This is a genomic window from Mycobacterium sp. (genome assembly GCF_044342925.1).
Classification (GTDB): domain Bacteria; phylum Actinomycetota; class Actinomycetes; order Mycobacteriales; family Mycobacteriaceae; genus Mycobacterium.
Genome location: NZ_JBIIOV010000030.1, coordinates 1 through 23963, shown reverse-complemented (window position 1 = coordinate 23963; position 23963 = coordinate 1). Strand labels below are relative to the sequence as shown.

Annotated in this window: 18 protein-coding genes; 13 read left to right on the top strand and 5 right to left on the bottom strand. The window is 70.5% G+C overall.

Translation table 11 applies throughout. The annotated features are described in order from the left end of the window. Both ADBZ6I_RS05320 and ADBZ6I_RS05315 read left to right on the top strand, forming a co-directional pair. Nucleotides 1-1564 (top strand): PD-(D/E)XK nuclease family protein (locus ADBZ6I_RS05320; protein WP_526381594.1); only part of this gene is annotated, 1564 nt, incomplete at its 5' end. Next, a complete protein-coding gene (locus tag ADBZ6I_RS05315) occupies nt 1507-4854 on the top strand; it encodes an ATP-dependent helicase (protein WP_526381602.1) in 3348 nt (1115 codons plus the stop codon). The genes ADBZ6I_RS05320 and ADBZ6I_RS05315, both read left to right, overlap by 58 nt. Here the strand turns inward: ADBZ6I_RS05315 and ADBZ6I_RS05310 are convergent. Beyond that, entirely contained in the window at nt 4808-5206 is a 399-nt protein-coding gene (locus ADBZ6I_RS05310) for a DoxX-related protein (protein WP_526381592.1), read from the bottom strand. The genes ADBZ6I_RS05315 and ADBZ6I_RS05310 overlap by 47 nt on opposite strands. An 84-nt stretch (nt 5207-5290) precedes the next feature. On the opposite strand from ADBZ6I_RS05310, the gene ADBZ6I_RS05305 reads away from it, so the two are divergent. Together ADBZ6I_RS05305 and nudC are read left to right on the top strand one after the other, a co-directional pair. After that, nucleotides 5291-6352, top strand: coding sequence for a potassium channel family protein (locus ADBZ6I_RS05305; protein ID WP_526381600.1), 1062 nt, complete (start codon nt 5291-5293; stop codon nt 6350-6352). 6 nt (nt 6353-6358) lie between these two features. Then, complete coding sequence (gene nudC, locus ADBZ6I_RS05300) at nt 6359-7276, top strand: NAD(+) diphosphatase (RefSeq protein ID WP_526381590.1); 918 nt, start codon at nt 6359-6361, stop codon at nt 7274-7276. A 96-nt stretch (nt 7277-7372) separates the two neighbouring features. Here nudC and ADBZ6I_RS05295 read toward each other — a convergent pair whose 3' ends face one another. Beyond that, nucleotides 7373-7618 (bottom strand): mycoredoxin, encoded by a 246-nt coding sequence (locus ADBZ6I_RS05295; RefSeq protein ID WP_526381588.1) that lies wholly within the window; start codon nt 7616-7618, stop codon nt 7373-7375. Nucleotides 7619-7655: 37 nt separating this feature from the next. Here ADBZ6I_RS05295 and ADBZ6I_RS05290 point away from each other — a divergent pair, with 37 nt between their 5' ends. From ADBZ6I_RS05290 to ADBZ6I_RS05275, 4 genes are all read left to right on the top strand, one after another. After that, nucleotides 7656-9761 carry a UvrD-helicase domain-containing protein gene (locus ADBZ6I_RS05290; RefSeq protein ID WP_526381586.1) on the top strand — a complete coding sequence of 702 codons (2106 nt, stop codon included), beginning with the start codon at nt 7656-7658 and terminating at the stop codon, nt 9759-9761. Nucleotides 9762-9799: 38 nt separating this feature from the next. Further along, nucleotides 9800-10231, top strand: a complete 432-nt coding sequence (locus ADBZ6I_RS05285) for an MmpS family transport accessory protein (protein WP_526381598.1) — start codon at nt 9800-9802, stop codon at nt 10229-10231. Between the two features lie 10 nt (nt 10232-10241). Then, a complete protein-coding gene (locus ADBZ6I_RS05280; protein ID WP_526381584.1) occupies nt 10242-13145 on the top strand; it encodes an MMPL/RND family transporter in 2904 nt (967 codons plus the stop codon). 250 nt (nt 13146-13395) lie between these two features. Further along, complete coding sequence (locus tag ADBZ6I_RS05275; RefSeq protein WP_526381582.1) at nt 13396-13629, top strand: WhiB family transcriptional regulator; 234 nt, start codon at nt 13396-13398, stop codon at nt 13627-13629. Here the strand turns inward: ADBZ6I_RS05275 and ADBZ6I_RS05270 are convergent. The 3 genes from ADBZ6I_RS05270 to ADBZ6I_RS05260 form a co-directional block, all read right to left on the bottom strand. Beyond that, complete coding sequence (locus ADBZ6I_RS05270) at nt 13626-14945, bottom strand: macrolide-binding ATPase MABP-1 (protein WP_526381580.1); 1320 nt, start codon at nt 14943-14945, stop codon at nt 13626-13628. The genes ADBZ6I_RS05275 and ADBZ6I_RS05270 overlap by 4 nt on opposite strands. 172 nt (nt 14946-15117) lie before the next feature. Then, entirely contained in the window at nt 15118-15945 is an 828-nt protein-coding gene (locus ADBZ6I_RS05265) for a TOMM precursor leader peptide-binding protein (RefSeq protein ID WP_526381596.1), read from the bottom strand. A 57-nt stretch (nt 15946-16002) separates the two neighbouring features. Next, the gene (locus ADBZ6I_RS05260; RefSeq protein ID WP_526381578.1) at nt 16003-17427 is read right to left on the bottom strand and encodes a zinc-dependent metalloprotease; all 1425 of its coding nucleotides are present in this window, start codon (nt 17425-17427) and stop codon (nt 16003-16005) included. A gap of 34 nt (nt 17428-17461) precedes the next feature. Here ADBZ6I_RS05260 and ADBZ6I_RS05255 point away from each other — a divergent pair, with 34 nt between their 5' ends. The 5 genes from ADBZ6I_RS05255 (at nt 17462) to ADBZ6I_RS05235 (ending at nt 23947) form a co-directional block, all read left to right on the top strand. Further along, complete coding sequence (locus tag ADBZ6I_RS05255; RefSeq protein ID WP_526381576.1) at nt 17462-18484, top strand: YlbL family protein; 1023 nt, start codon at nt 17462-17464, stop codon at nt 18482-18484. 74 nt (nt 18485-18558) lie between these two features. After that, nucleotides 18559-21519 carry a UPF0182 family membrane protein gene (locus tag ADBZ6I_RS05250; protein ID WP_526381574.1) on the top strand — a complete coding sequence of 987 codons (2961 nt, stop codon included), beginning with the start codon at nt 18559-18561 and terminating at the stop codon, nt 21517-21519. Between the two features lie 44 nt (nt 21520-21563). Further along, a complete protein-coding gene (locus tag ADBZ6I_RS05245) occupies nt 21564-21848 on the top strand; it encodes a WXG100 family type VII secretion target (RefSeq protein WP_526381572.1) in 285 nt (94 codons plus the stop codon). After that, nucleotides 21845-23380, top strand: coding sequence for an alpha/beta hydrolase (locus ADBZ6I_RS05240; protein WP_526381570.1), 1536 nt, complete (start codon nt 21845-21847; stop codon nt 23378-23380). The genes ADBZ6I_RS05245 and ADBZ6I_RS05240 overlap by 4 nt, the downstream gene beginning before the upstream one ends. A 9-nt stretch (nt 23381-23389) precedes the next feature. Continuing rightward, nucleotides 23390-23947, top strand: a complete 558-nt coding sequence (locus tag ADBZ6I_RS05235) for an LppA family lipoprotein (RefSeq protein ID WP_526381568.1) — start codon at nt 23390-23392, stop codon at nt 23945-23947. The last annotated feature ends 16 nt before the right edge of the window (nt 23948-23963 follow it).

Below are 23963 nucleotides of genomic sequence, written 5' to 3'. Positions count from 1 at the left end.
GCGGCGCTGGCTGTCGACCGCCGAGCGGGGCGGCGCCGAGGGCGCGGTGGCCGGTCGCAACCTGGCCGCCGTCACCGCCCTGTTCGACATCGCCGACGACCACGTCGCCCGCACCACCGGCGCGTCGTTGACCGGGCTGCTCGACCATGTGGCCGGATTGCAGCTGGCCCCGGTACTGGACGCCCCACCGGTTGGGGAGACGGTGGCCGTACTCAGCCCGCACGCCGCGCTCGGCCGCGACTGGGACACCGTCGTCATCGCCGGACTGCAGGACGGCCTGTGGCCCAACACCACCCCGCGCGGCGGCGTGCTGGGCACCCAGCGGCTGCTCGACAGCCTCGACGGCCTGGGCGACGACGTGTCCGCGCGGGCGCCGCTGCTGGCCGAGGAACGCCGTCTGCTGATCGCGGCGATGGGCCGGGCCCGCCGGCGGCTGCTGATCACCGCGGTCGACAGCGACACCGGCGACGAGGTCACCCTCCCGTCGCCGTTCGTGGCCGAACTCGCCGCACTCGCCAGCGGCGCTTCTGCTGATCTGGCCGCACTCCCCGGCGGCACTGCCGACGAGTCACCCCGACCGGTGTCGGCGCCCGACGTACTGTCCACGGCGGCGGTGGTGGGCCGGCTTCGCGCCGCGGTGTGCGCTCCGGACGGTGCGATCAGTGAACCCGAACGCCACTGCGCCGCAGAGCAATTGGCCCGGCTGTCCGTGGCCGGCGTCCCCGGGGCGGACCCGTCGCACTGGCACGGGCTCACCGAGGTCAGCACCGACGAGCCGTTGTGGAACCCCGGGGACGACGGGCACACCGTCACCATGAGCCCGTCCACGCTGGAGACTCTCACGGCCTGCCCGTTGCGCTGGCTGGCCGAACGCCACGGCGGCACCGAGGCGCGCGCGTTGAACTCCACTCTCGGTTCGCTGGTGCACGCCCTGCTCGCCGATTCCGGCAAGACCGAGCAGCAGATGGTCGCCGAGTTGGAAAAGCTCTGGGCGGCTTTGCCCTTCGCCGCGCCCTGGTTCGCCGCCAACGAGCTCGAACGGCACCGCGCGATGATCGCTGCGTTCATGGCCTGGCGGTCCGCCACCCGCCACGAGCTCACTGAGATCGGCACCGAGGTGGCCCTGGACGGGATGCTCGCCGAACCCGCCGACGGCCTGCCCGGGGTACGGGTGCGCGGCCGCATCGACCGCCTGGAACGCGACGCCCAGGGCCGGCTGGTGGTGGTCGACGTCAAGACCGCCAAGAGCCCGGTCAGCAAGGACGACGCCCAGCAGCACGCCCAGCTGGGCCTCTATCAGCTGGCCGTGGCGGCCGGCGCGCTGCCGGACGGTGACCAGCCCGGCGGCGGACGGCTGGTGTATGTCGGCAAGCCGTCGGTCAGCGGCGCCACCGAACGTGAGCAGACCGCGCTCGGCCCCGACGACGTCGCGGTCCGGCACGAGGCGGTGCGCTCCGCGGCGGCGGCCACCGCGGGCCCGACGTTCCCCGCGCGGGTCAACGACAGCTGCACGCACTGCCCGATGCGGCGGACCTGCCCGGCCCACACCGGGGGACAGCCGTGACCTACACCCCGACGGAACTGGCTGCTGCCCTTGGTCTTCCGCAACCCACCGACGAACAGGCGGCGGTGATCGCCGCCCCACCCGGCCCGCTGGTGGTGGTCGCCGGCGCCGGGGCGGGCAAGACCGAGACCATGGCCGCGCGGGTGGTGTGGCTGGTAGCCAACGGCTACGCCGATCCCGGCCAGGTTCTCGGCCTGACCTTCACCCGCAAGGCCGCCGGGCAGCTGCTGCGGCGGGTGCGCTCCCGGCTGGCGCGGCTGTCCGGACACCTCGGGGTGGAGGCTGGGTTCGAGCCCGCCGGTGCGCCGGCGGTCAGCACCTACCACGCCTTCGCCGGCACACTGCTGCGCGAGTTCGGCCCGCTGCTGCCCGTCGAGCCCGACGCCCGGCTGCTCAGCGAGACCGAACGCTGGCAGCTGGCCTGCGAGGTGGTCAACCGCTACCCGCACCCGCTGCCCATCGACGCCGCCCCCGCCACGGTCACCGCGATGGTGCTGCGGCTGTCCGACGAACTGGCCGAACACCTCGTCGACACCGCGCAGCTCCGCGACACCCACCGCGAGCTGGACCGGCTGGTGCACACCCTGCCGCCCGGCCCGCGTCAGCGCGACACCGGTCCCAACCGCAAGCTGCTGGACCTGCTCGACACCCAGACCGAACGCGCCGCGCTGGTGCCGCTGATCGACGCCCTGCACTCCCGGATGCGCGAGGTCACGGCGATGGACTTCGGCAGCCAGATGGCCGCGGCGGCCCGGCTGGCCACCGCCTGCCCGCAGGTCGCCGAACAGCTGCGCGCCCGCTACCGGGTGGTGCTGCTTGACGAGTACCAGGACACCGGCCACGCCCAGCGGATCGCGCTGTCGGCGTTGTTCGGCGGCGGGGCTGATGAGTCGCTGGCCCTGACCGCCGTGGGTGATCCGATCCAGTCCATTTACGGCTGGCGCGGGGCCTCGGCCACGAACCTGCCGCGCTTCACCACCGACTTCCCGCTCGGCTCCGGAGACGCGGCGCCCACGCTGGAGCTACGCACCAGCTGGCGCAATCCGCCGCGGGTGCTGCAGCTGGCCAACGCGGTGTCCGCCGAGGCGCGCCGCCGCTCGGTGGCGGTGCGGCCGCTACGGGCGCGCCCCGACGCTCCGGCCGGCACCGTCGTATGTGCGCTGCACCGCGACATCGCAGCCGAACGGAACTGGGTGGCCGACCACATCGCCGCCCGCTACGCCGCGGCGGCGAACGCCGGTGAGCAGCCGCCCACCGCGGCGGTGCTGGTGCGCCGCAACGCCGACGCGGGGCCGGTCGCCCGGGAGCTTGCCGCGCGCGGGGTTCCGGTGGAAGTGGTGGGCCTCGCCGGTCTGCTATCCATCGCCGAAGTGGCGCAGGTCATTTCGATGCTGCGGCTGACCGCCGAGCCCACCGCCGGCGCGGCGGCCATGGAGGTGCTCACCGGGCCGCGCTGGCGGTTCGGCGCCCGCGACCTGGCCGCGCTGTGGCGGCGCGCGCTGCTGCTCGACGGCCAGCGGCCCGCTGCGGTGTCGGCGCAGCAGATCGTCGCCGCGGCCGCCGACCCCGACACCGCCTGCCTGGCCGACGCTCTGGCCGACCCCGGCCAGGCCGATGCGTACTCGGCGGAGGGTTACCGCCGCATCGCCGCGCTGAGCGCCGAACTTGTCCGCCTGCGCGGCTTCCTGTCCCACCCCGTCACCGACCTCGTCGCCGAGGTGCGCCGGGTGCTGGGTGTCGACGCCGAGGTGCGGGCCGCCGGCACCGGTACCGAGCACCTGGATCGCTTCGCCGACGTCGTCGCCGACTACGCCGACCGTTCCGGCGGTCACGGCACCAACAGCGCGGCGGGCCTGCTGGCCTACCTCGACGCCGCCGCGGAGGTGGAGAACGGGCTGTCGCCGGCCGAGGTCGGGGTGGCACCCGGCCGGGTTCAGGTGCTCACTGTGCACGCCGCGAAGGGCTTGGAGTGGCAGATCGTGGCCGTTCCGCACCTGAGCGCCAGGGTGTTCCCGTCGACGGCGTCCAAGCGGACCTGGCTGACCGATCCGGCTGATCTGCCGCCGCTGTTGCGCGGCGACCGGGCCGGCGACACCGGTTCGAAAATTCGGACGGGCGACCACGGGGTACCGATCCTGGACACCTCCTCAGTCAGCGACCGTAAGGCGCTGGCCGAGGTGATCGACGCCCACCGGGACCAGCTGCTGGCCCGCCGTGTCGACGAGGAACGCCGATTGCTCTACGTCGCGCTGACCCGTGCCGAGGACACCCTGCTGATCTCCGGACACCACTGGGGCGCCACCGAATCCACCCCCCGCGGCCCGTCGGACTTCCTGGTCGAGATCCGCGACATCATCGAAGCCTCCGCGGATGATCCGTGCGGCGTCGTCGAGCACTGGGAACCCCCGCCACCCAACGGCGAGCCGAATCCGCTGCGCGACAACACCATCGAATCGGTCTGGCCGGTGGACCCGCTGGGCGGCCGGCGCGGTGACGTGGTCCGCGGGGCGGCCCTGGTCGAAGCGGCCAAGGTAGCCAAAGCCGGCCCCGCCGCCGAACCCGCCGACCCGCACGGCTGGATCGCCGGCTGGATCGCCGACGTCGACGCCCTGCTCACCGAACGGGCCCAGGCCGCCACCGCCGCGCCCGCCGAACTGCCCGCCCAGATCTCGGTCAGCGCGCTGGTCGATCTCGACCGCGATCGCGACGCCGCCGCGCGTCGGCTCACCCGGCGGCTGCCCGCCCGGCCCGACCCGCACGCCATCCTCGGCACCGCCTTCCACGACTGGGTGCAGCGGTTCTACGGCGCCGAGCGGCTGTTCGACCTCGACGACCTACCCGGTGCGGGAGACCCGCAGAGCGCCGACGCCGAGCAACTCGCGGTGCTGCAGGAGGCGTTCACAGCCTCGCCATGGGCAGCTCGCACCCCGATCGCCGTCGAGGTTCCGTTCGAACTCGCGTTGGGCCACACCCTGGTGCGCGGCCGCATCGACGCGGTGTTCGCCGACGCCGGCGGCGGTGTCACGGTGCTGGACTGGAAGACCGGCGAGCCGCCCGCCGGCGAGGAGGCGCTGCGCCATGCCGCGGTCCAGCTGGCGGTATACCGGCTGGCCTGGGCCGGACTGACCGGCCTGCCGCCGGCGCAAGTCCGGGCGGCATTCCACTACGTGCGCGCCGGGCGCACCGTGGTGCCCGAAAGCCTCTACGGCGCAGACGAACTCGTTGCGCTGCTCACCCCCGGACTCAGCCCCGACGCGGAGCGTTGCGCCGAATCGCCAGTGCTCGGGTGACCATCGGCACCTGAAGCGGCAGCCGGGCCAGCGCAAAGATCTTCATCGGCAGCGGCTTGTCCCGCCACAACCGCACCATGTTCAGGTTCGCCGGGAACACCGCCAGGTACAGGGCGGCCGCCGCCAGCGCCCCGAGCCGCCTGGTCCGCGGAACCAGCAGCATGGCGCCCACGCCCATCTCGGCGACCCCCGACGCCAGGGTGTAGTAGCGGGCATTGCCCGGCAGTTCGGCCGGCACGATGGTGTCGAACGGCTTCGGCGCCAGGAAATGCCCCGCGCCGATGCCGATCAGCATCGCCCCCATCCGGTAGGCGGGACGTTGGCTTACGGGTTCGCTGGCACCATCGGGCATGGTTACATAATGGCCGTGTGCGGGTGTTGCGTGCGGCGAAGTGGCCGGGTGGTTCCATGACGGGCCGCTGTGGCTGACCGTCGCATGCAGCGGCACCTCGACGCGATCGACGAGAATCTGGCCGCCAAACCGGACGCCGCGCTGGTCGAGCACCTGCGCATCCCGGACAAGTTCATCTCTCCCGGCCGGCGCATCGCCCAGCGGCTGCTCTACGCGGGGGCGGCGCTCTTCACCGCGGCGATCGTCGTGTACCTCGACCGCGACGGTTACAACACTGCCGCCGGGAAGCCGTTGACCTTCCTGGACTGCTTCTACTACGCCACGGTGTCACTGTCGACCACTGGCTACGGCGATATCGCCCCGTTCAGTGAGCGGGCCCGGCTCGTCAACGTCCTGGTCATCACCCCGCTGCGGTTCGCGTTCCTGATCGTCCTGATCGGCACCACCGTGGAAACCCTGACCGCCGCCTCGCGGCAGGCCTTGAGAATTCAGCGCTGGAGGAACACCGTGCGTAACCACACCGTCGTCGTCGGATACGGCACCAAGGGTCGCACCGCGGTCGCCGCGATGATCGGCGACGGCGTCGCCCCGGCCGACATCGTCGTCGTCGACACCGACCAGGTGTCCCTGGACCGGGCCAGTGCCGGGGGACTGGTCACCGTACGCGGTGACGCCAACAAGTCCGACGTGCTGCGACTGGCCGGTGCCCAGCACGCCGCCTCGATCGTCGTGGCCACCAACAGCGACCCGACGGCGGTGCTGGTCACCCTGACCGCGCGCGAACTGGCGCCCAAGGCCACCATCATCGCCTCGGTGCGCGAGGCCGAGAACCGTCATCTGCTGCTGCAGTCCGGCGCCGATTCGGTGGTGGTGTCCTCCGAGACCGCCGGACGGCTGCTGGGGCTGGCCACCTCCAAGCCCACCGTGGTGGAGATGATCGAGGACCTGCTGACTCCCGACACCGGTCTGTCGATCGCCGAGCGTGAGGTGGAGAGCAAGGAGGTCGGCGGTTCACCGCGGCATCTGACCGACATCGTGCTCGGTGTGGTGCGCGACGGCCGGCTGCTGCGAGTGGACGACGCCGAGGTCGACGCGCTGGAACGCAACGACCGGCTGCTGTACGTCCGCACCGTGGAAGCCGGCTAAGCACCGATGAGCTTCCGGCTGCGCAACGTCCCGCTGCTGTCCCGGGTGGGGGCCGACCGCGCCGATCATCTGCGCACCGACGTCGACGCCGCGACGCAGGGCTGGGCTGAGGCCGTGCTGCTGCGGGTCGACGACCGCAGTCAGGTTCTGGTCGTCGGGCAGGAAGTGGTGCTCAACCCGGCAGCCGAACTGGCCGACGCGCCGCCCGGGGACGCGGTGTTCCTGGGCCGGATGCCCGACGGCCGGCACGCCTGGGCGACACGCGCGCCGCTGGCGCCGCCCGAGTACTCCGATGCCCGCGCGGTGGACCCGCGCCGCGCCGGGGTGCCGTTCGACGACGTCAGCGCGCAGCTGGTGGCCTGCGCCCTGGCGTTGCTGAATTGGCATGACAGCGCGCGGTTTTCACCCGTCGACGGCAACCCCACCCGGCCGATCCGGGGTGGCTGGGCCCGACGCAACCTGCTGACCGGTCACGAGGATTTCCCGCGCGTCGACCCGGCGGTGATCTGCCTGGTGCACGACGGGCGCGACCGCGCGGTGCTGGCCCGCCAGGTGGTGTGGCCGCCGCGGCTGTTCTCGCTGCTCGCCGGGTTCGTCGAGGCAGGGGAGTCGTTCGAGACCTGCGTCGCCCGCGAGATCGCCGAGGAGATCGGCCTGGACGTCCGCGACGTCACCTACCTGGGCAGCCAGCCCTGGCCGTTCCCGCGCTCGCTGATGGTGGGCTTCCACGCCATCGCCGACCCCGAGCAGGAGTTCGCCTTCAACGACGGCGAAATCGCCGAGGCCGCCTGGTTCACCCGCGACGAGGTGCGCGGGGCGCTGGAGGAGGGCGACTGGAGCAGCGTCTCCGAGTCGCGTCTGTTGCTGCCCGGCTCCATCTCGATCGCCCGCGAGATCATCGAGTCCTGGGCGTTCGCCGACTGAGTTCAGCGCTCGACTCTGCGCGTAGAGCGTCCCCGCGCCGCCGGAAAACCCGGTCTGTGCGCAGAGTCGATGGGCTGCGTGCAGAGTCGACGGAACTCAGGACGCCAGCTTGGCCTTGACGTCGGCGATCGACGGGTTCGTCAGCGCGCTGCCGTCGGGGAACTTCACCGTCGGCACGGTCTGGTTGCCGCCGTTGACCGACATCACGAACTGCGCGGCTTCCGGGTCGTGCTCGATGTCGACCTCGCGGAACGCGATACCGGACGACTTCATCGCGGTCTTGAGCCGCTTGCAGTAGCCGCACCAGACGGTGCTGTACATGATCAGTTCGGACCCGCTCATAGCAGGAGAACCTATCCTGTCCGCCCTAGCTGCCAAGATGGACGCCATGCTGGACGGCCTCGACGACGAACAGCGTGAGGCCGTGCTGGCCCCGCGCGGCCCGTTGTGCGTGCTGGCCGGCGCCGGCACCGGCAAGACCCGCACCATCACCCACCGCATCGCCCACCTGGTGGCCGGTGGGCACGTCTCGGCCGGGCAGGTGCTCGCGGTCACGTTCACCTCCCGTGCGGCGGGGGAGATGCGCACCCGGCTGCGGGCCATGGATGTTGGCGGGGTTCAGGCGCTGACCTTCCACGCCGCCGCCCGGCGCCAGTTGCAGTACTTCTGGCCGCGGGTGGTCGGCGACACCGGCTGGCAACTGCTGGACAGCAAGTTCGCCGTGGTGGCCCAGGCCGCCAACCGGGCCAGGCTGCAGGCCTCCACCGACGACGTGCGCGACCTCGCCGGTGAGATCGAATGGGCCAAGGCGTCGCTGATCACCCCGGAGACCTACCCGGCCACCGTCGCCGAGAACGGCCGGGACATCCCGCTCGACGCCGCGAAGGTGGCCGCCGTGTACGCCGGCTACGAGGCGCTGAAAGCCAACCGGGACGGCGTGACGCTGCTGGACTTCGACGATCTGCTGCTGCACACCGCCGCGGCCATTGAGAACGACCCGGCGGTGGCGGGCGAATTCCGCGACCGCTACCGGTGTTTCGTCGTCGACGAATACCAGGACGTCACCCCGCTGCAGCAACGGGTGCTCGACGCCTGGCTCGGCGACCGTGATGACCTGACCGTCGTCGGCGATGCCAACCAGACCATCTACTCCTTCACCGGTGCCAGCCCGCGTTACCTGCTGGACTTCTCCCGCCGCTTCCCCGACGCCGCGGTGGTGCGCCTGGAACGCGACTACCGCTCCACCCCGCAGGTGGTGTCGCTGGCCAACCGGGTGATCGCCACGGCGCGCGGGCGGATGGCCGGGTCCAAGCTGCACCTGATCGGCCAGCGCCCGCCCGGCCCGGAGCCGACGTACCGCGAACACCCCGACGAGGTGGCCGAGGCCGCCGGGGTGGCCCGCGCCGTCAAGGGACTCATCGCGGCCGGCACACCCGCCGCCGAGATCGCGGTCCTCTACCGGATCAACGCCCAGTCCGAGGTGTACGAGGAGGCGTTGACCGCCGCCGGCATCCCGTTCCAGGTTCGCGGCGGCGAGGGGTTCTTCTCCCGCCAGGAGATCCGGCAGTCGCTGGTGGCGCTGCAACGGGCGGCCGATCGGGGCGTCGCCGGCGGGCAGGAGCGCAGCGACTCGGGGGATGGTCGGAGCCCGTTGCCCGAACTCGTGCGCGATCTGCTTGAGCCGCTTGGCCTTAGCCCTGAAGCACCGACCGGCGCCAAGGCCCGGGAACGCTGGGAGGCGCTGGTCGCGCTGGCCGAACTGGTCGACGAGGAGGTCGCCATCCGGCCCGACCTGGACCTGACCTCGCTGGTGGCCGAGTTGCGGGTGCGGGCCGACGCCCGTCACCCACCGACCGTGCAGGGTGTGACGCTGGCGTCGCTGCACGCCGCCAAAGGCCTGGAGTGGGATGCGGTGTTCCTCGTCGGCCTGGCCGACGGCACCCTGCCGATCAGCCACGCCCTGTCGCACGGCCCGGACAGCGAGGCCGTCGAGGAGGAGCGCCGCCTGCTCTACGTCGGAGTCACCCGCGCCCGGCACCATCTCGAACTGAGCTGGGCGCTGGCGCGCACCCCGGGTGGGCGGCAGTCCCGCAAACCGTCCCGGTTCTTGGGCGGCATCGCCCCCCAGGCCCGTGTCGACGCCGCCGGTCCCGCCAAGCCGCGCCGGCAGCGCGGCGCCACCCCACGCTGCCGGGTGTGCAACGCGGTGCTCACCACCGCACCGTCGATCATGTTGCGGCGCTGCGAAACCTGCTCGGTGGACGTCGACGACGAGCTGCTGGCCCAACTCAAGGAGTGGCGCCTGAACACCGCGCGGGAGCTGAAGGTCCCGGCCTATGTGGTGTTCACCGACAACACCCTGATCGCCATCGCCGAAACGCTGCCCACCGACGACGCCGCGCTGACGGCGATCCCGGGCATCGGCGCCCGCAAGCTCGAGCAATTCGGGGCCGACGTGCTGGAACTGGTCCGGGCACGCCAGTAAGCGGTGCCACTGTCCACGCACTACTGTCCTCGGTTGTGATGGGTCGGGTCCTGCGGCGTGGCTGGATGGTGCTGGTCGCCATCGTCGTGGTCGCGATAGCCGGCTTCGCGGTCCAGCGGCTGCAGACCGCCTTCGGAGCGCAGCAGAACGCCGCCAAACCCGGCGGCACCGCCGACCAGATCGTCCCGTTCAACCCCAAAGAGGTTCAGCTGGAGGTGTTCGGTGAGCCGTCCGCGACGGCGACGATCACCTACCTCGACGTCAACGCCACCCCGCAGCGGGTGGACGGCGCCTCCTTGCCGTGGTCCTACCAGGACTCGACCACCACCCCCGCGGTGGTGGTGAACATCCAGGCGCAGAGCGACGGGTACACCCTGGGCTGCCGCATCACCATCGACGGGGTGGTCAAGGTCGAACAGTTCTCCGACGGCCGGTCCGCCTACGTCTTCTGTCTGGACAAATCCGGATGAGGCGGGTCGGATGAGTGCCCACGGCAAGCAGCGCTTCGCCCGCTGGATCCGCCGGCTGTGCATTCCGATCGCCATCTTCTGGCTGGCCCTGGCCGCCTCCAGCAACGCCCTGGTGCCTCCGCTGGAAGAAGTCGGACGGGTTCACAACGTGGCGCAGGCAGCCAAGGACGCACCCTCCTCGATCGCCAGCAAGCAGGTCGGGAAGGTGTTCGGCGAGTACGACTCCGACAGCCTGGTCACCCTCGTCATCGAGGGTGAGGCGCCACTGGGCGCTGAGGCACACGCCTTCGGTGACGCCCTGGTGGCCCGAATGACGGCCGACACCGAACACGTCCAGCACGTCCAGTACTTCTGGGGTGACCCGCTGACCGCGGCGGGCGCCCAGAGCAACGACGGCAAGGCCGCCCTGATCCAGGTGTACCTGGCCGGCGACGCCGGCAGCAGCCAGGCCAACGAGTCGGTCGCCGCCGTCCGCGCCATCGTGGCCGACACCCCGCCGCCACCGGGGTTGCAGGCCTACGTGAGCGGTCCGGCGGCCCTGGTCGCCGACGAGTTCGCGGTGGGCGAGGGCAGCCACATCAAGGTCACCGCGCTGACCTTCGGGGTCATCGCGGTGATGCTGCTGGTCGTCTACCGCTCCATCACCACCGCGCTGCTGACCCTGGTGGCGGTCGCCATCCAGGTGGCCGCCGCCCGCGGGGTGGTCGCCGTCCTGGGCCACGTCGGCATCATCCCGCTGTCGACGTATGCGACCAATCTGCTGACGCTACTGGCGGTCGCCGCGGCCACGGACTACGCCATCTTCCTGCTGGGCCGCTATCAGGAAGCCCGCCAGGCCGGCGAGGAACGGCTGGCGGCGTACTTCACCATGTACCGCAGCACCGCCCACGTGATCATCGGGTCGGGTCTGACCGTCGCCGCCGCGATCCTCTGCCTGCGCTTCACCCGGACGCCGTACTTCCAGAGCCTGGGCATTCCGGCCGGCATCGGCGTCCTGGTGACCCTGGTGGGCTCGCTGACCTTGACACCCGTGGTCATCACCATGGGTAGCACCATTGGCCTGTTCGACCCCAAGCGGGCGATGCGGACCCGCGGCTGGCGTCGCATCGGCACCGCTATCGTGCGCTGGCCGGGGCCGATCCTGACCGCTTCCGTCGCGGTGGCGCTCATCGGCCTGCTCGCCCTGCCGGGCTACAAGACCTCCTACGACGCCCGCCCGTATCAGCCGGACTGGGCGCCGGCCAAGGTGGGTTACGCCGCCGCCGAGCGGCACTTCTCCACCGCCCGGCTCAACCCCGAAGTGCTGATGATCGACTCGGACAAGGATCTGCGCACCCCGGCGAACATGATCGTGCTGGAGCGGGTGGCCAAGGAGGTCTTCCGCACCCCCGGGGTGGCGCAGGTGCAGTCCATCACCCGGCCGCTGGGCACCCCGCTGGACCACACCTCGCTCGGTTTCGCGATGAGCGCGCAGAGTTCGGCGCAGATCCAGAACCTGCCGTTCCAGGAGGCCCGTGCCGCCGACATCCTCAAGCAGCTCGACGAGATCTCGACGTCGATCGCGCTGCTTCAGCAGCAGTACTCGCTGACCGAGCAGCAGTACGACCTGCAGCAGCAGGCCACCGCGGCCACCGACGAGCAGGTGACCGCGTTCCGGGAGACCTCGGCGACCATCAAAGAGTTGCGCGACAAGGTCGCCGCCGTCGACGACTTCTTCCGGCCGATCAAGAACTACTTCTATTGGGAGCCGCACTGTTTCGACATCCCGGTCTGTGCGACGTTCCGCTCGCTGTTCGACGCGCTCGACGGGGTGGACTCGCTGACCGATCAGTTCGACCAGGTGACCCAGAGCCTGGACAAGCTCAATGCGTTGCAGCCGCAACTGCTGGCGCTGATCCCCGAACAAATGGCGCTGATCCCCGAGCAGATCGCCATCCAGGAACGCAACAAGGCACTGGCCGAGACCAACTACGCCACTCAGACCGGGCTGTTGGCCCAATCCGCCGAGGCGCTGAAGAACTCCGACGCGATGGGCAAGGCGTTCGACGAAGCCAAGGACGACAGCACCTTCTACCTGCCGCCCGAGGTGTTCGACAACTCCGAGTTCAAACGCGGCCTGAAACTGTTCCTCTCCCCGGACGGCACGGCCGCCCGGATGATCATCACCCATGACGGGGATCCGGCTACGCCGCACGGACTCTCGCACGTCGACCCGATCCGGCAGGCCGCGCAGGAAGCCCTCAAGGGCACCCCGCTGGCCGGCTCGACGGTCTACATCGGCGGCACCGCCTCGGCGTTCAAGGACGCCCGGGACATGGCGAAATACGACCTGATGATCGTGGCGGTCTCCGCGATCAGCCTGATTCTGCTGATCATGGTCTTCATCACCCGCAGCCTGGTCGCCGCACTGGTGATCGTCGGCACGGTCGTGCTGTCCCTGGGCGCCTCGTTCGGGCTGTCGGTGCTGATCTGGCAGCACCTGCTGGGCATCCCGCTGTACTGGATCGTGCTCGCCCTGGCTGTCATCATCCTGCTGGCGGTGGGGTCGGACTACAACCTGCTGGTGATCGCCCGGTTCAAGGAGGAGATCGGCGCGGGCCTGAACACCGGGCTGATCCGGACGATGGCCGGCACCGGTTCGGTGGTGACCGCCGCGGGTCTGGTGTTCGCGTTCACCATGTGCGGCTTCGCCTTCGGGGACCTGATGGTGCTGGCGCAGATCGGCACCACCATCGGTGTCGGCCTGATCTTCGACACCCTGGTGGTGCGGTCGTTCATGACGCCGTCGATCGCCGCGCTGCTGGGCCGCTGGTTCTGGTGGCCGCTGAAGGTGCGGCCCCGTCCGGCCAGCGTGATGCTGCGGCCGTACGGGACCCGCACCTCGGTGCGTGAACTACTGCACGAGAATCAGTAGCCGGGCATCATCGGGGACGGCCGGCGGGGCTGGTCGGAAATTCGGTTGTGCCTTTTCCGGGGTGCCGATACGCTGGCCCACATGCTGTTCGTCGCCGCGCATCACGCCGCCGCTACCTCGTCCGTGGAGGGGAGCGTCTGCTAGCGCACGCGAACAAGCACCCAGGCCACGGACTTTTCAAGTCCGTGGCCTTTTTGTTTGTCCCAAGCCAGAAACCAGCCCCAACAAGAAATCGCAGAAGGAGGAGACCATGCGCATTCCATGCCGGGACGGTGATCCCGATCTGTGGTTCGCCGACAATCCGGTCGAGCTGGAGCGGGCCAAAACCCTGTGCGGCGCCTGCCCGGTGCGCCGCCAATGCCTGGCCGCAGCGCTCGACCGCGCCGAGCCGTGGGGGGTGTGGGGCGGGGAGATCCTCGACCGCGGAACGGTGTTGGCCCGCAAGCGTCCACGTGGCCGCCCGCGCAAGGAGGTGGCGGCTTAGGCCGGCTCGGCGTACCCCGGAATCAACCGCTCGGCCATCTCCCGCACCGGGACGTGGCAGTCCAGCTGGCAGGAGATCGCCACGTTGGAGGCGATGACCCGCAGCGGGATCGCCAGCTCGATCGGCAGGTCCATCTGCTTGGCCATCTTCAGGTTCTGCGGGGTGCGTTCCATGTTCGCCGCGGCGTGCTTCTGCAGCCACTTGCGGGTGTAGTGGAACACCGGCACCTCGACCGGCTCGACGTACTGGGCCAGCATCTCGTCGATGTCGGCGATCGACAGTTGCTCACCCCTCTGGATGAACCCCACCTTCTCCATGGTCGGCAGCAGCTCGTCGTAGCTGCGCTGCTGGGCCAGCCGGATCATCTGACCCAACTCGATCGGCAGGCCGTTGGGCAGCGGGGCGACCGCGCCGAAGTCGATGACGGCCATCCGGCCGTCCTCCATCAGCATGAAGTTGCCGGGGTGGGCGTCGCCGTGCATCAATCCCACCCGCGACGGCGAGTCGAACGTCAGCTCGAAAAGCCTTGTGCCGGAAAGGTCCCGCTCGTGGCGGGTGCCGTTGCGGATGATCTCCGAGAGCGGCTTGCCCTCGATCCACTCGCTGACGACCACCTTCGGTGAGCTGCCGACCACATGCGGGATCGCGAAATGCGGGTGGCCGTCGTAGGCCTTGGCGAACGCGCGCTGGTTATCCGCCTCCAGCCGGTAGTTCAGCTCCAGCTCGGTGCGCCCGATCAGCTCGTCGACGACGCCCTGCACGTCGGCGCCGGGCGCGATCTGCTTGAGGATGCCGGTGAGCCGACGCATGGTCTTGAGGTCGGCGCGCAGCGCCTCGTCGGCACCGGGGTACTGAATCTTCACGGCGACCTCGCGGCCGTCGGCCCACACGCCCTTGTGCACCTGCCCGATCGACGCCGACGCCACCGGGTTGTCGTCGAAGGAGCTGAACCGTTCACGCCACTTGGTGCCCAACTGGCCGTCGAGCACCCGGTGCACCTTGGCGGCCGGCAGCGGCGGGGCGTCCTTCTGCAGCTTGGTCAGCGCGTCGCGGTAGGGCTCGCCGAACTGCTCGGGGATGGCGGCCTCCAGCACCGAAAGCGCCTGTCCCACTTTCATGGCGCCGCCCTTGAGCTCGCCGAGCACGGAGAACAGCTGGTTGGCCGCTTTCTCCACCAGCTCAGCGTTGACTTCATCCTTGGACTTGCCGGACAGCCGCTTGGCCGCGCCCAGCGCAGCCCGCCCCGCGATACCGACCGGGATGCTGGCCAGCTTGGCATTGCGGCGGGCACTTCCACGCTTGATGTCGTCAGCCACGCTGACCATCATCCTTTATATGGCGCCCCGGTCAACGGCGGATGCCAACAACCACATAACGGATGTCTGACCCATCGTCGGGCGACGATGCTCTGCGGTGACGTCGACCTCGCGGGCGTCCGCGCCAGGACGTCGGCCGCCAGGTGGAGGCCGGCACAAGTGTTAGTGGTCCTCACGCTGTGACGGGTGGGGCCACACCGGGCCAGCACCCACACAGCGGATGGCGAACCCAGCGCCGGGCCGAGATGGTCGATGAGGCGACGTCCACCTCCAGCGTCGCGTCCAACGTCGCCGGGGGAGACGAGACCGGTTCGCCTCGCGCGGCGGCGATGATCTGCTGCAGCTGGCTCAACGCCAGTGCCGCGGTGGACAGCAGCGTCGGCCGGTCGGCGGTGCCGACGACGTCGCGCAGCTGTGCGGCCAGCGCCGGCCACGCCGGGTCGCGGTCGGTGCGGTGCAGGTCCGCACAGCTCAGGCAGCTGGTCAACCCCGGAATCACCAACGGCCCCACCACACCCGCGCCGTCGCGCACCCGCACCGGCAGGTGCGGCACCCGGCAGTTCTGCAGGTCACGCACCAGCCGCGGGTCAGCGGTCAGCGCGTCGGCCAGCACCACCAGGTCCACCCCGGCGGCCGCACCGGCGGCGCCGCCTCCGTGGCTGCTGCGGCTCACCCGCGCGGCCGAGCAGCGCAGCCCGTCGGCCAGCAGGTCAGACAGCGGGCCGCGACCGTGCACCCGGATCGACAACGCCCGCCCCGCTGGGCGTTTCGCGCGTTCGCGCACCACCCCGGAGGCCACCAGCGCGTCGAGCACCTCGTCGAATCCGGCGACTCCGCCGGCCATCCGCTGCAGTTGCGTTCGCGTCATCGGGGAGGACATCGCCCGCAGCACCCCGGCCAGCCGGCCAGAGCTCAGCCCGGCGGGCGGACGGACCAGCACCGCCCGGCGCGGATCCCAGCCGATCTGCACCGCACCGTCGGGTCGCAGCAGAACCGGCATCGCGGAGTCCAACGCATACACATCGGCGACTGTCCCACCGCGACGCCGTGCGGCGTCTCAGCTCTCCACAGGCCCCTCAGGGCCGCCGGAGGAACCGCCGGAAGATCCGCCCGAAGATCCCAGGTCCTTCTCGAACTCGGCGATCGCCGCGTCGATGTCCAAACCGCTGGTGTCCCCGCCGATCACCCGGTCGATGAACCCGGCCGGCTCGTCGAGGTCGGAGGACGAGGGCAGCAGGTCGGGGTGGTTCCACACCGCGTCGCGGGCGTCGATGCCCGCCGCGTCGGTCAGCCGCTCCCACAGCACCGCGGCCTCGCGCATCTTGCGGGGCCGCAGCTCCAGGCCCACCAGGGTGGCGAAGGTCTGCTCGGCGGGACCGCCGGTGGCCCGACGCCGCCGCAGCATTTCCGACAGCGCCACGGTGCCGGGAATCCGGTCGCCCAGGGCGGCGGCCACCACGGTGGACACCCAGCCCTCGATCAAGGCCAGCAGGGTCTCCAGCCGCTCCAGGGCGGCGGTCTGCTCCGGGGTGGCCTTGGGTTCGAACATGCCCCCCTCTAATTGCGCCTGGGAGAGAAGCTCTTCCATCTTCGACGGGTCGGCCAGTGAGGCCGGGTCGAAACCCGACGTCATCTGCTCGATGCCGCTCATGTCGACCTTCATGCCCTTGGCGTAGGCCTCCACCGCGCCCATCAGCTGGCTCGACAGCCACGGCACGTGGCTGAACAGCCGGTGGTGGGCCGCCTCGCGGGCGGCCAGGAAGGTCAGCACCTCGCTGCGCGGATTGTCCAGGCCCTCGGACAGCTCCTCGATGGCGGCCGGCATCAGCGCGGCCACGCCCTTCGGGCCCAGCGGCAGCCCAATGTCGGTGGAGGTCAACACCTCCCGCGACAGCCGGCCCAGCGCCTGACCCAGCTGGGAGCCGAACGCCATGGAGCCCATCTGCGTCATCATCGCCATCAACGGCCCGGCCATGGCCCTGGCCTCCTCAGGAAGGCTGGCCGACCACACCGACGAAACCTGTTCGGCCATCGGGTCGCACAGCCGCTTCCAGGTCGGCAGGGTGTTGTCCACCCAGTCCTGCGGGGTCCACGCCGCGGACTTGCTGGCCCCGGCGGGCAGCGCAGTGGCCCCGTCCAGCCAGGTGTCGGCCAGGTGCACCGCATCGGCGACGGCGTGGGAGGTGGATTCCGACACCGGGGCGGTGAATCCGATGGAGCTCGACGCCAGTTTGCGGGCCAGGTCGTAGTTGACCGGCCCGGCGCCCGGGCCGCCGGCCATGGCGCTGCCGGCGCCGGAGAACATCTCGCCGAGCTTGGAGAAGAGCTGTCCGATGTCGGCGACGTTGAAGTCGCCGCCACCGAAACCGAACGGATCTTGTCCGGCTCTGTCGTCGCCTCTATCGCCTTTGTCGCCCTTGCCGCCCTTGTCACGGGGGTCCGGGTCGTCGCCGGGGGAGAAGCCGAAGGGCACGTCAGGCATAGACATCACCGTACCGACCTCTACTGTGTGGTGCGTGAACAGGCGGATTCTGACGCTGGCGGTGGCCATGGTGCCCATCGTCGCGTTCGGTGTGCTGCTGGCCGCGGTGCCGGTGCCGTACGTGGCACTGGGCCCCGGTCCGACGTTCGACACCCTCGGGGAGGTCGACGGCAAGCCGGTGGTGGCCATCGAGGGCACCCCGGTCAAGCCCACCTCGGGGCAGCTGAACATGACGACCGTCGCCCAGCGCGACGGCCTCACCCTGGCCAACGCGCTGGCGTTCTGGCTGTCCGGCAACGACCAGCTGGTGCCGCGCGACCTCGTGTTCCCGCCGGAGAAGTCCCGCGAGGACATCGAGAAGGATCAGAACGCGGATTTCACGAACTCCGAGGACAACGCCGAGTATGCGGCGCTGGGCTACCTCAAGTACGCCAAGGCCGTCACGGTGGAGAAGGTCAACGACCCGGGCCCGTCGGCCGGCAAGCTGCAGCAGGGTGACGGCATCGACGCCGTCAACGGCACCAAGGTGGCCGACGTCGAGGCGTTCACGAAGTTGCTGAAGGCCACCAAGCCCGACCAGGACATCGTCATCGACTACCGCCGCCGCAACGGCCCGTCCGGCACCGCCACGATCACGCTGGGCCGCAACGAGGACCGCGACTACGGCTACCTGGGCATCGCCGTGCGCGACGCCCCGTGGGCGCCGTTCACCGTCGACTTCAACCTGGCCAACATCGGCGGCCCGTCGGCCGGGCTGATGTTCAGCCTGGCCGTCGTCGACAAGCTGACCACCGGTGACCTCAACGGATCGAAGTTCGTCGCCGGCACCGGATCCATCACCGCCGACGGCAAGGTGGGCCCGATCGGGGGCATCACCCACAAGATGTCCAGCGCCCAGGAGGCCGGGGCGACGGTGTTCCTGGTGCCCGCCGACAACTGCGACGAGGCCCGCACCGTGCACGACAACAGCATGCAACTGGTCAAGGCCGAGAACCTGCAGCAGACCATCGATGCGCTTAAGGCGTTGACCACGGGCGGCAACCCTCCCGTGTGCTAATTGCGTAGAGTTGGCACCGTGAATTTCCCCGGGGATAACGGAGTGCGCCTGTGACCGTTCGGCCACCTGCCCGCATGCCTTCGCTCAGCCAACGCGGCCGCGTCCTCGCCGGGATCGCCGTCGCCGTCGTGGCCGTGCTGCTGATCGGCCCGAAGTTCATCGACACCTACGTCGACTGGCTGTGGTTCGGCGAGCTCGGCTACCGCTCGGTGTTCACCACGGTGCTGTTCACCCGGCTGATCGTCTTCCTGGTCACGGCCTTGCTGGTGGGGGCCGTTGTTTTCGCCGCGCTGCTGCTGGCCTACCGCACCCGGCCGGTGTTCGTGCCCACCGCCGGGCCCAACGACCCGGTGGCCCGCTACCGGATGGCGGTGATGACCAAACTGCGGCTGTTCGGCATCGGGGTGCCCGCGGTGATCGGCGGCCTGGCCGGCCTGGTGGCCCAGGGCTACTGGCCGCGCATCCAGCTGTTCCTGCATGGCGGCAGCTTCGGCATCGCCGATCCGCAGTTCGGCCTCGACCTGGGCTTCTACGCTTTCCAGCTGCCGTTCTACCGGCTGGTGCTGAGCTTTGTGTTCGCCGCGCTGTTCCTGGCGTTCCTGGGGAACCTGCTGACCCACTACATCTTCGGCGGCATCCGGCTGGCCGCGGGCACCGGCGCGATCAGCCGCTCGGCCCGCATCCAGCTGATCAGCCTGATCGGGGTTCTGGTGCTGCTGAAGGCAGCGGCTTACTGGCTGGACCGCTACGAGCTGCTCAGCCACACCCGGCTGGCCAAGCCGTTCACCGGGGCGGGCTACACCGACATCAACGCGGTGCTGCCGGCCAAGCTGATCCTGCTGGCCATCGCGATCATCTGCGCGGGCGCGGTGTTCTCCGCGCTGGTCCTGCGTGACCTGCGCATCCCGGCCATCGGCCTGGTGCTGCTGCTGCTCAGCTCGGTGGTGATCGGGGCGGGCTGGCCGATGATCGTCGAGCAGTTCAGCGTCAAACCGAATGCGGCGCAGAAGGAAAGCGAATTCATCTCGCGCAGCATCACCGCCACCCGGCAGGCCTACGGCCTGACCAACGAAGCGGTCACCTATCGCGACTACACCGGCAACGCGCCCACCAACGCCGCGCAGGTGGCCGCCGACCGGTCCACCACCTCCAACATCCGGCTGCTGGACCCGACCATCATCAGCCCGGCGTTCACCCAGTTCCAGCAGGGCAAGAACTTCTACTTCTTCCCCGAGCAGCTGTCCATCGACCGCTACTCCGAGCGCGACGGATCCTTGCGCGACTACGTGGTGGCCGCCCGCGAGCTCAACCCGGCCAAGCTGATCGACAACCAGCGCGACTGGATCAACCGGCACACCGTGTACACCCACGGCAACGGGTTCATCGCCTCCCCGGCCAACACGGTGCGCGGGGTCGCCAACGACCCCAACCAGAACGGCGGCTACCCGGAGTTCCTGGCGTCGGTGGTCGGCGCCAACGGCAGCGTGGTCTCGCCCGGCCCGGCGCCGCTGGACCAGCCGCGCATCTACTTCGGCCCGGTGATCTCCTCGGGGCCCGACGATTACGCGATCGTCGGCAAGAACGGCACCGACCGCGAATACGACTACGAGACCAACACCGAGACCAAGAACTACACCTACACCGGGATCGGCGGGGTGTCGATCGGTAACTGGCTGGACCGGGCGGTGTTCGGCGCCAAGTTCGCCGAGCGGAACTTCCTGTTCTCCAACGTGATCGGCTCGAACTCCAAGATCCTGTTCAACCGCGATCCGGCCGAGCGGGTCAAGGCGGTGGCCCCCTGGCTGACCACCGACACCACCGTCTACCCGGCGATCGTCAACAAGCGCATGGTGTGGATCATCGACGGCTACACCACGCTGGACAACTACCCGTACTCCGAACTGACCAGCTTGAGTTCGGCCACCGCGGACTCCACCGACGTGGCGGTCAACCGGCTGCTGCCGGATAAGAAGGTGTCCTACATCCGCAACTCGGTGAAGGCCACCGTCGACGCCTACGACGGCACCGTCACGCTCTACGCCCAGGACGAGCAGGACCCGGTGCTGGGGGCGTGGATGAAGGCCTTCCCGGGCACCATCAAGCCCAAGGGCGAGATCACCGCGGAGCTGGCCGCGCACCTGCGCTACCCGGAGGACCTGTTCAAGGTGCAGCGGGCGTTGCTGGCCAAGTACCACGTCGACGACCCGGTGACGTTCTTCTCCACCTCGGACTTCTGGGACGTGCCGCTGGACCCGAACCCGACGGCGTCGAGCTTCCAGCCGCCGTACTACATCGTGGCCAAAGACCTTGCCAAGAACGACAATTCGAGTTCGTTCCAACTGACCTCGGCGATGAACCGGTTCCGCCGCGACTTCCTGGCCGCCTACATCAGCGCCAGCTCGGACCCGGAGACCTACGGCAAGATCACCGTGCTGACCATCCCCGGTCAGGTCAACGGCCCCAAGCTGGCGTTCAACGCGATCAGCACCGACACCGCGGTGTCCCAGGACCTCGGCGTCATCGGTCGGGACAACCAGAACCGCATCCGGTGGGGCAACCTGCTGACGCTGCCGGTGGGGCAGGGCGGCCTGTTGTACGTGGCGCCGGTGTACGCGTCCCCGGGCGCCAGTGACGCCGCGTCGAGTTACCCGCGCCTGATCCGGGTGGCGATGATGTACAACGACAAGGTCGGCTACGGCCCGACGGTCTCTCAGGCGCTCGACGGCATCTTCGGCGCCGGTGCGGGGGCCACGGCGACGGGTCCGGCCCCGGCGGTCGGGCCGGGGGCGCCGGCCGCCAAACCCGCCGACGGTTCGTCGACGCCGGCGCAGGCAGCCGAGGTGCCCACCCCGCCGGTGGCCGCGCTGACGCCGGGCGGCACAGCGCTCTCCCCGGCCAAGGCCGCCGCGCTCAATGACGTGCAGTCGGCGCTCGGCGCGGTCCGCGAAGCGCAGCGCAGCGGCAACTTCGCTCAGTACGGTGCGGCGTTGCAACGCCTCGACGAGGCTATGAACAAGTTCGACTCCGCTAAGTAGACACTGACTGGCGCCGTTTCGGCGCCCGCTGTTATCCCTGGCGTATGTCGCTTCGGGTGAGTGTCGAGGAGCTGCTGGTCGCCGCCGCCGCGGTGAACGGGCTGGGCGAGGACCTGGCGGCCGCGCACGCTACGTCGGGTGCCCGGATCGAGGCGGCGCTACCCGGCTGGCGCGGACTGTCGGGCGTCGCGGTAGCCGAACGTCTCACCGAGTGGGCGTCGGTGACCACTGTCCTGCTGGGCCGGCTGGCGGAGTACGCGCAGGCGTTGCAGGCCAGTGCCGCCGCCTTTTCCGATGCCGAGCAGCGGGGCGCGGACGCGCTGTCATGACGCTGACCGTCGGTGACATCGAACGCTGGGACCCCGCCGCCGTGCGGGAGGTGTTCGCCGCGTTGGGCATTCGCGCCCAGGCGGTGCGCGACGCCGCCGCGGGTCTGGGTCGGCTGCTGTTGACGTCTTGGTCCGGGCAGGCGGCTGCCGGGGCGGTCGCGGCGCTGGAGCGGCTGCGCCGGGATCTGAATACGCACGGCGGCGAGGTGTCGGCGGTCGCCGAGGCCGCCCGTCGGGCCGCCGACGGCATCGAGGACATCACGTCGGCGCTGCGGCAGGTGCGGGTGGAGGCCGTCGCCTGGCGGCTGGACATCGACCCGCTGACCGGGGTGATCCGCCCGCTGCCCGGCGCGCGGCCGGAGGCGCTGGCCGTGCGGCTGACCCTGCAGGGGAGGCTGTATTCGATTGTGGACCAGGCGAATTCGGTGGACGCCGAGCTGGCCGCCGCTTTCGGATCTCAGGCTTCTCCCACCGCCGCGCCGAACCCGGCCGCCGGTGTCGACCACGACAACCGCCGGCACCTGGCCCGGGCGCTGGCCCGCGCCCGCGAGGCCGGCGCGGCGAATCTGGCTGACCTGCACGCCGTTCAGGACACCCTGGACGCCAACCCCGGCACCCGGCTGGTGCTCTTCGACGCAGACGGCGGCACGCAGGTGCACGCCGCCGTCGCCGCCGGCGACCCGTTCACCGCCGACCACGTGGCGGTCACTACGCCGGGTCTGAACACGTCGCTGCGTGCCAGCATCGGCGCCATGACCCGCGAGGCGGCCGAACTGCGCCGCGAGGCCCGCCGCCAGCTGATCGACGCCGGGCGCGGCGAGCAGACGGTGGCCGCGGTGGCCTGGCTCGGCTACGACGCCCCGCAGATCCCCGCGTTCGACGGCCTGCCCGGGTTCGGCGGGCTGGGCGCCAACGCGGCCGGGGTCAACGACGTCAGCCACGCTGCGGTGGCCGGCGCCGCCGCAGCGGACCTGGCCCGGTTCTACGCGCGCATCCAGGCCGGCCGCGCCGCGCCCGCGCACCTCACGGCGATCGGGCACTCCTACGGCTCGCTGACCACCGGCCTGGCCCTGCAGCGCTCCACCCACGTCGACGACGCGGTGTTCTACGGCTCACCGGGGGTCACGGCGTCCACCCCGGCGCAGCTGAACCTGCGGCCCGGCCACGTCTTCGCCATGGAGACCCCGGATGACCCGATCCAGCTGGTGTTCGACGCTCCGCCGGCCACCCGGATGCATGGCACCGCCCTGCCGTTTCCGCACGGGTTCGTGGCGGCGGCGCTGGGCACGGCCGTCGACGTCACCGGTGCCGGGGAGTTCGGGCCCAACCCGGCGGCCAACCCGGAGTTCGTCCGGCTGGAGACCGACGCGGTGGCCGTGCCGGGCGGGTTGCTGGCCGCGGCGAGCGGGCACAGCCAGTACCCCGAAACCGCCGCCGGGCCGGGCGGGCAGGCGCTGCTGCGCACCGCGGGGTACAACATTGCCGCGGTGGTGGCCGGTCTGGGTGAGAATGCCATTCGAGACCGACGGTAGGAATAGCTGATGAGATACCGCAGGATGCTGGCGCTGTGCGCGGCGGTGCCCGCCGTGGCTACCGGCTGCGGCTCGGCCGCCGACGAGGCCGCCCCGCCCAGCTCGCCCAGCTCGACCAGCGCGGCGCCGCAGCCGTTGGATCTCGCCACGCTGCCGACGCTGGAACAGACCAGGAAGGACCTGAAGTCGGCGACCGACGCCATCATCAAAGAGGCCAAGAAAATCGCCCCGGGCCTGCGCTGGCGAGATCTGGATGTGGAAAGCGCCACCTCGTGTGACCCGCCGTTCGAGGACAGCCCGGGGCGGGCGGTGTACCTGCCCAACCGGGTGGGCGACGGCGCCGTGGTGTCGGAGAAGCAGTGGGCCAAGATCGAGGGCGCGGCCCGGGCGGCCGCCAAAAGGATCGGGGCGAAGGGCTTTGAGGCGGTCCGGGCCGCCCCGGGCGATCACGACGTGTGGTTGCTGGGCCCGGCCCGGATGTCGATCAAGCTGGCCTATCAGCGCAACCTGGTGATCTCGGCGTACACCGGCTGCCGGCTGGAGGGGGAGAAGAAGCCCGCCCGGTGATAATGGGCGGCGATGG

Excerpts from the sequence above, each read along its gene's own strand:
- ADBZ6I_RS05310 (WP_526381592.1), bottom strand. The coding sequence starts at position 5,206 with ATGCCCGATGGTGCCAGCGAACCCGTAAGCCAACGTCCCGCCTACCGG.
- ADBZ6I_RS05305 (WP_526381600.1), top strand. The coding sequence starts at position 5,291 with ATGCAGCGGCACCTCGACGCGATCGACGAGAATCTGGCCGCCAAACCG.
- nudC (WP_526381590.1), top strand. The coding sequence starts at position 6,359 with ATGAGCTTCCGGCTGCGCAACGTCCCGCTGCTGTCCCGGGTGGGGGCC.
- ADBZ6I_RS05295 (WP_526381588.1), bottom strand. The coding sequence starts at position 7,618 with ATGAGCGGGTCCGAACTGATCATGTACAGCACCGTCTGGTGCGGCTAC.
- ADBZ6I_RS05290 (WP_526381586.1), top strand. The coding sequence starts at position 7,656 with ATGGACGCCATGCTGGACGGCCTCGACGACGAACAGCGTGAGGCCGTG.
- ADBZ6I_RS05285 (WP_526381598.1), top strand. The coding sequence starts at position 9,800 with ATGGGTCGGGTCCTGCGGCGTGGCTGGATGGTGCTGGTCGCCATCGTC.
- ADBZ6I_RS05280 (WP_526381584.1), top strand. The coding sequence starts at position 10,242 with ATGAGTGCCCACGGCAAGCAGCGCTTCGCCCGCTGGATCCGCCGGCTG.
- ADBZ6I_RS05275 (WP_526381582.1), top strand. The coding sequence starts at position 13,396 with ATGCGCATTCCATGCCGGGACGGTGATCCCGATCTGTGGTTCGCCGAC.
- ADBZ6I_RS05265 (WP_526381596.1), bottom strand. The coding sequence starts at position 15,945 with ATGCCGGTTCTGCTGCGACCCGACGGTGCGGTGCAGATCGGCTGGGAT.
- ADBZ6I_RS05260 (WP_526381578.1), bottom strand. The coding sequence starts at position 17,427 with ATGCCTGACGTGCCCTTCGGCTTCTCCCCCGGCGACGACCCGGACCCC.
- ADBZ6I_RS05250 (WP_526381574.1), top strand. The coding sequence starts at position 18,559 with ATGCCTTCGCTCAGCCAACGCGGCCGCGTCCTCGCCGGGATCGCCGTC.
- ADBZ6I_RS05245 (WP_526381572.1), top strand. The coding sequence starts at position 21,564 with ATGTCGCTTCGGGTGAGTGTCGAGGAGCTGCTGGTCGCCGCCGCCGCG.
- ADBZ6I_RS05240 (WP_526381570.1), top strand. The coding sequence starts at position 21,845 with ATGACGCTGACCGTCGGTGACATCGAACGCTGGGACCCCGCCGCCGTG.
- ADBZ6I_RS05235 (WP_526381568.1), top strand. The coding sequence starts at position 23,390 with ATGAGATACCGCAGGATGCTGGCGCTGTGCGCGGCGGTGCCCGCCGTG.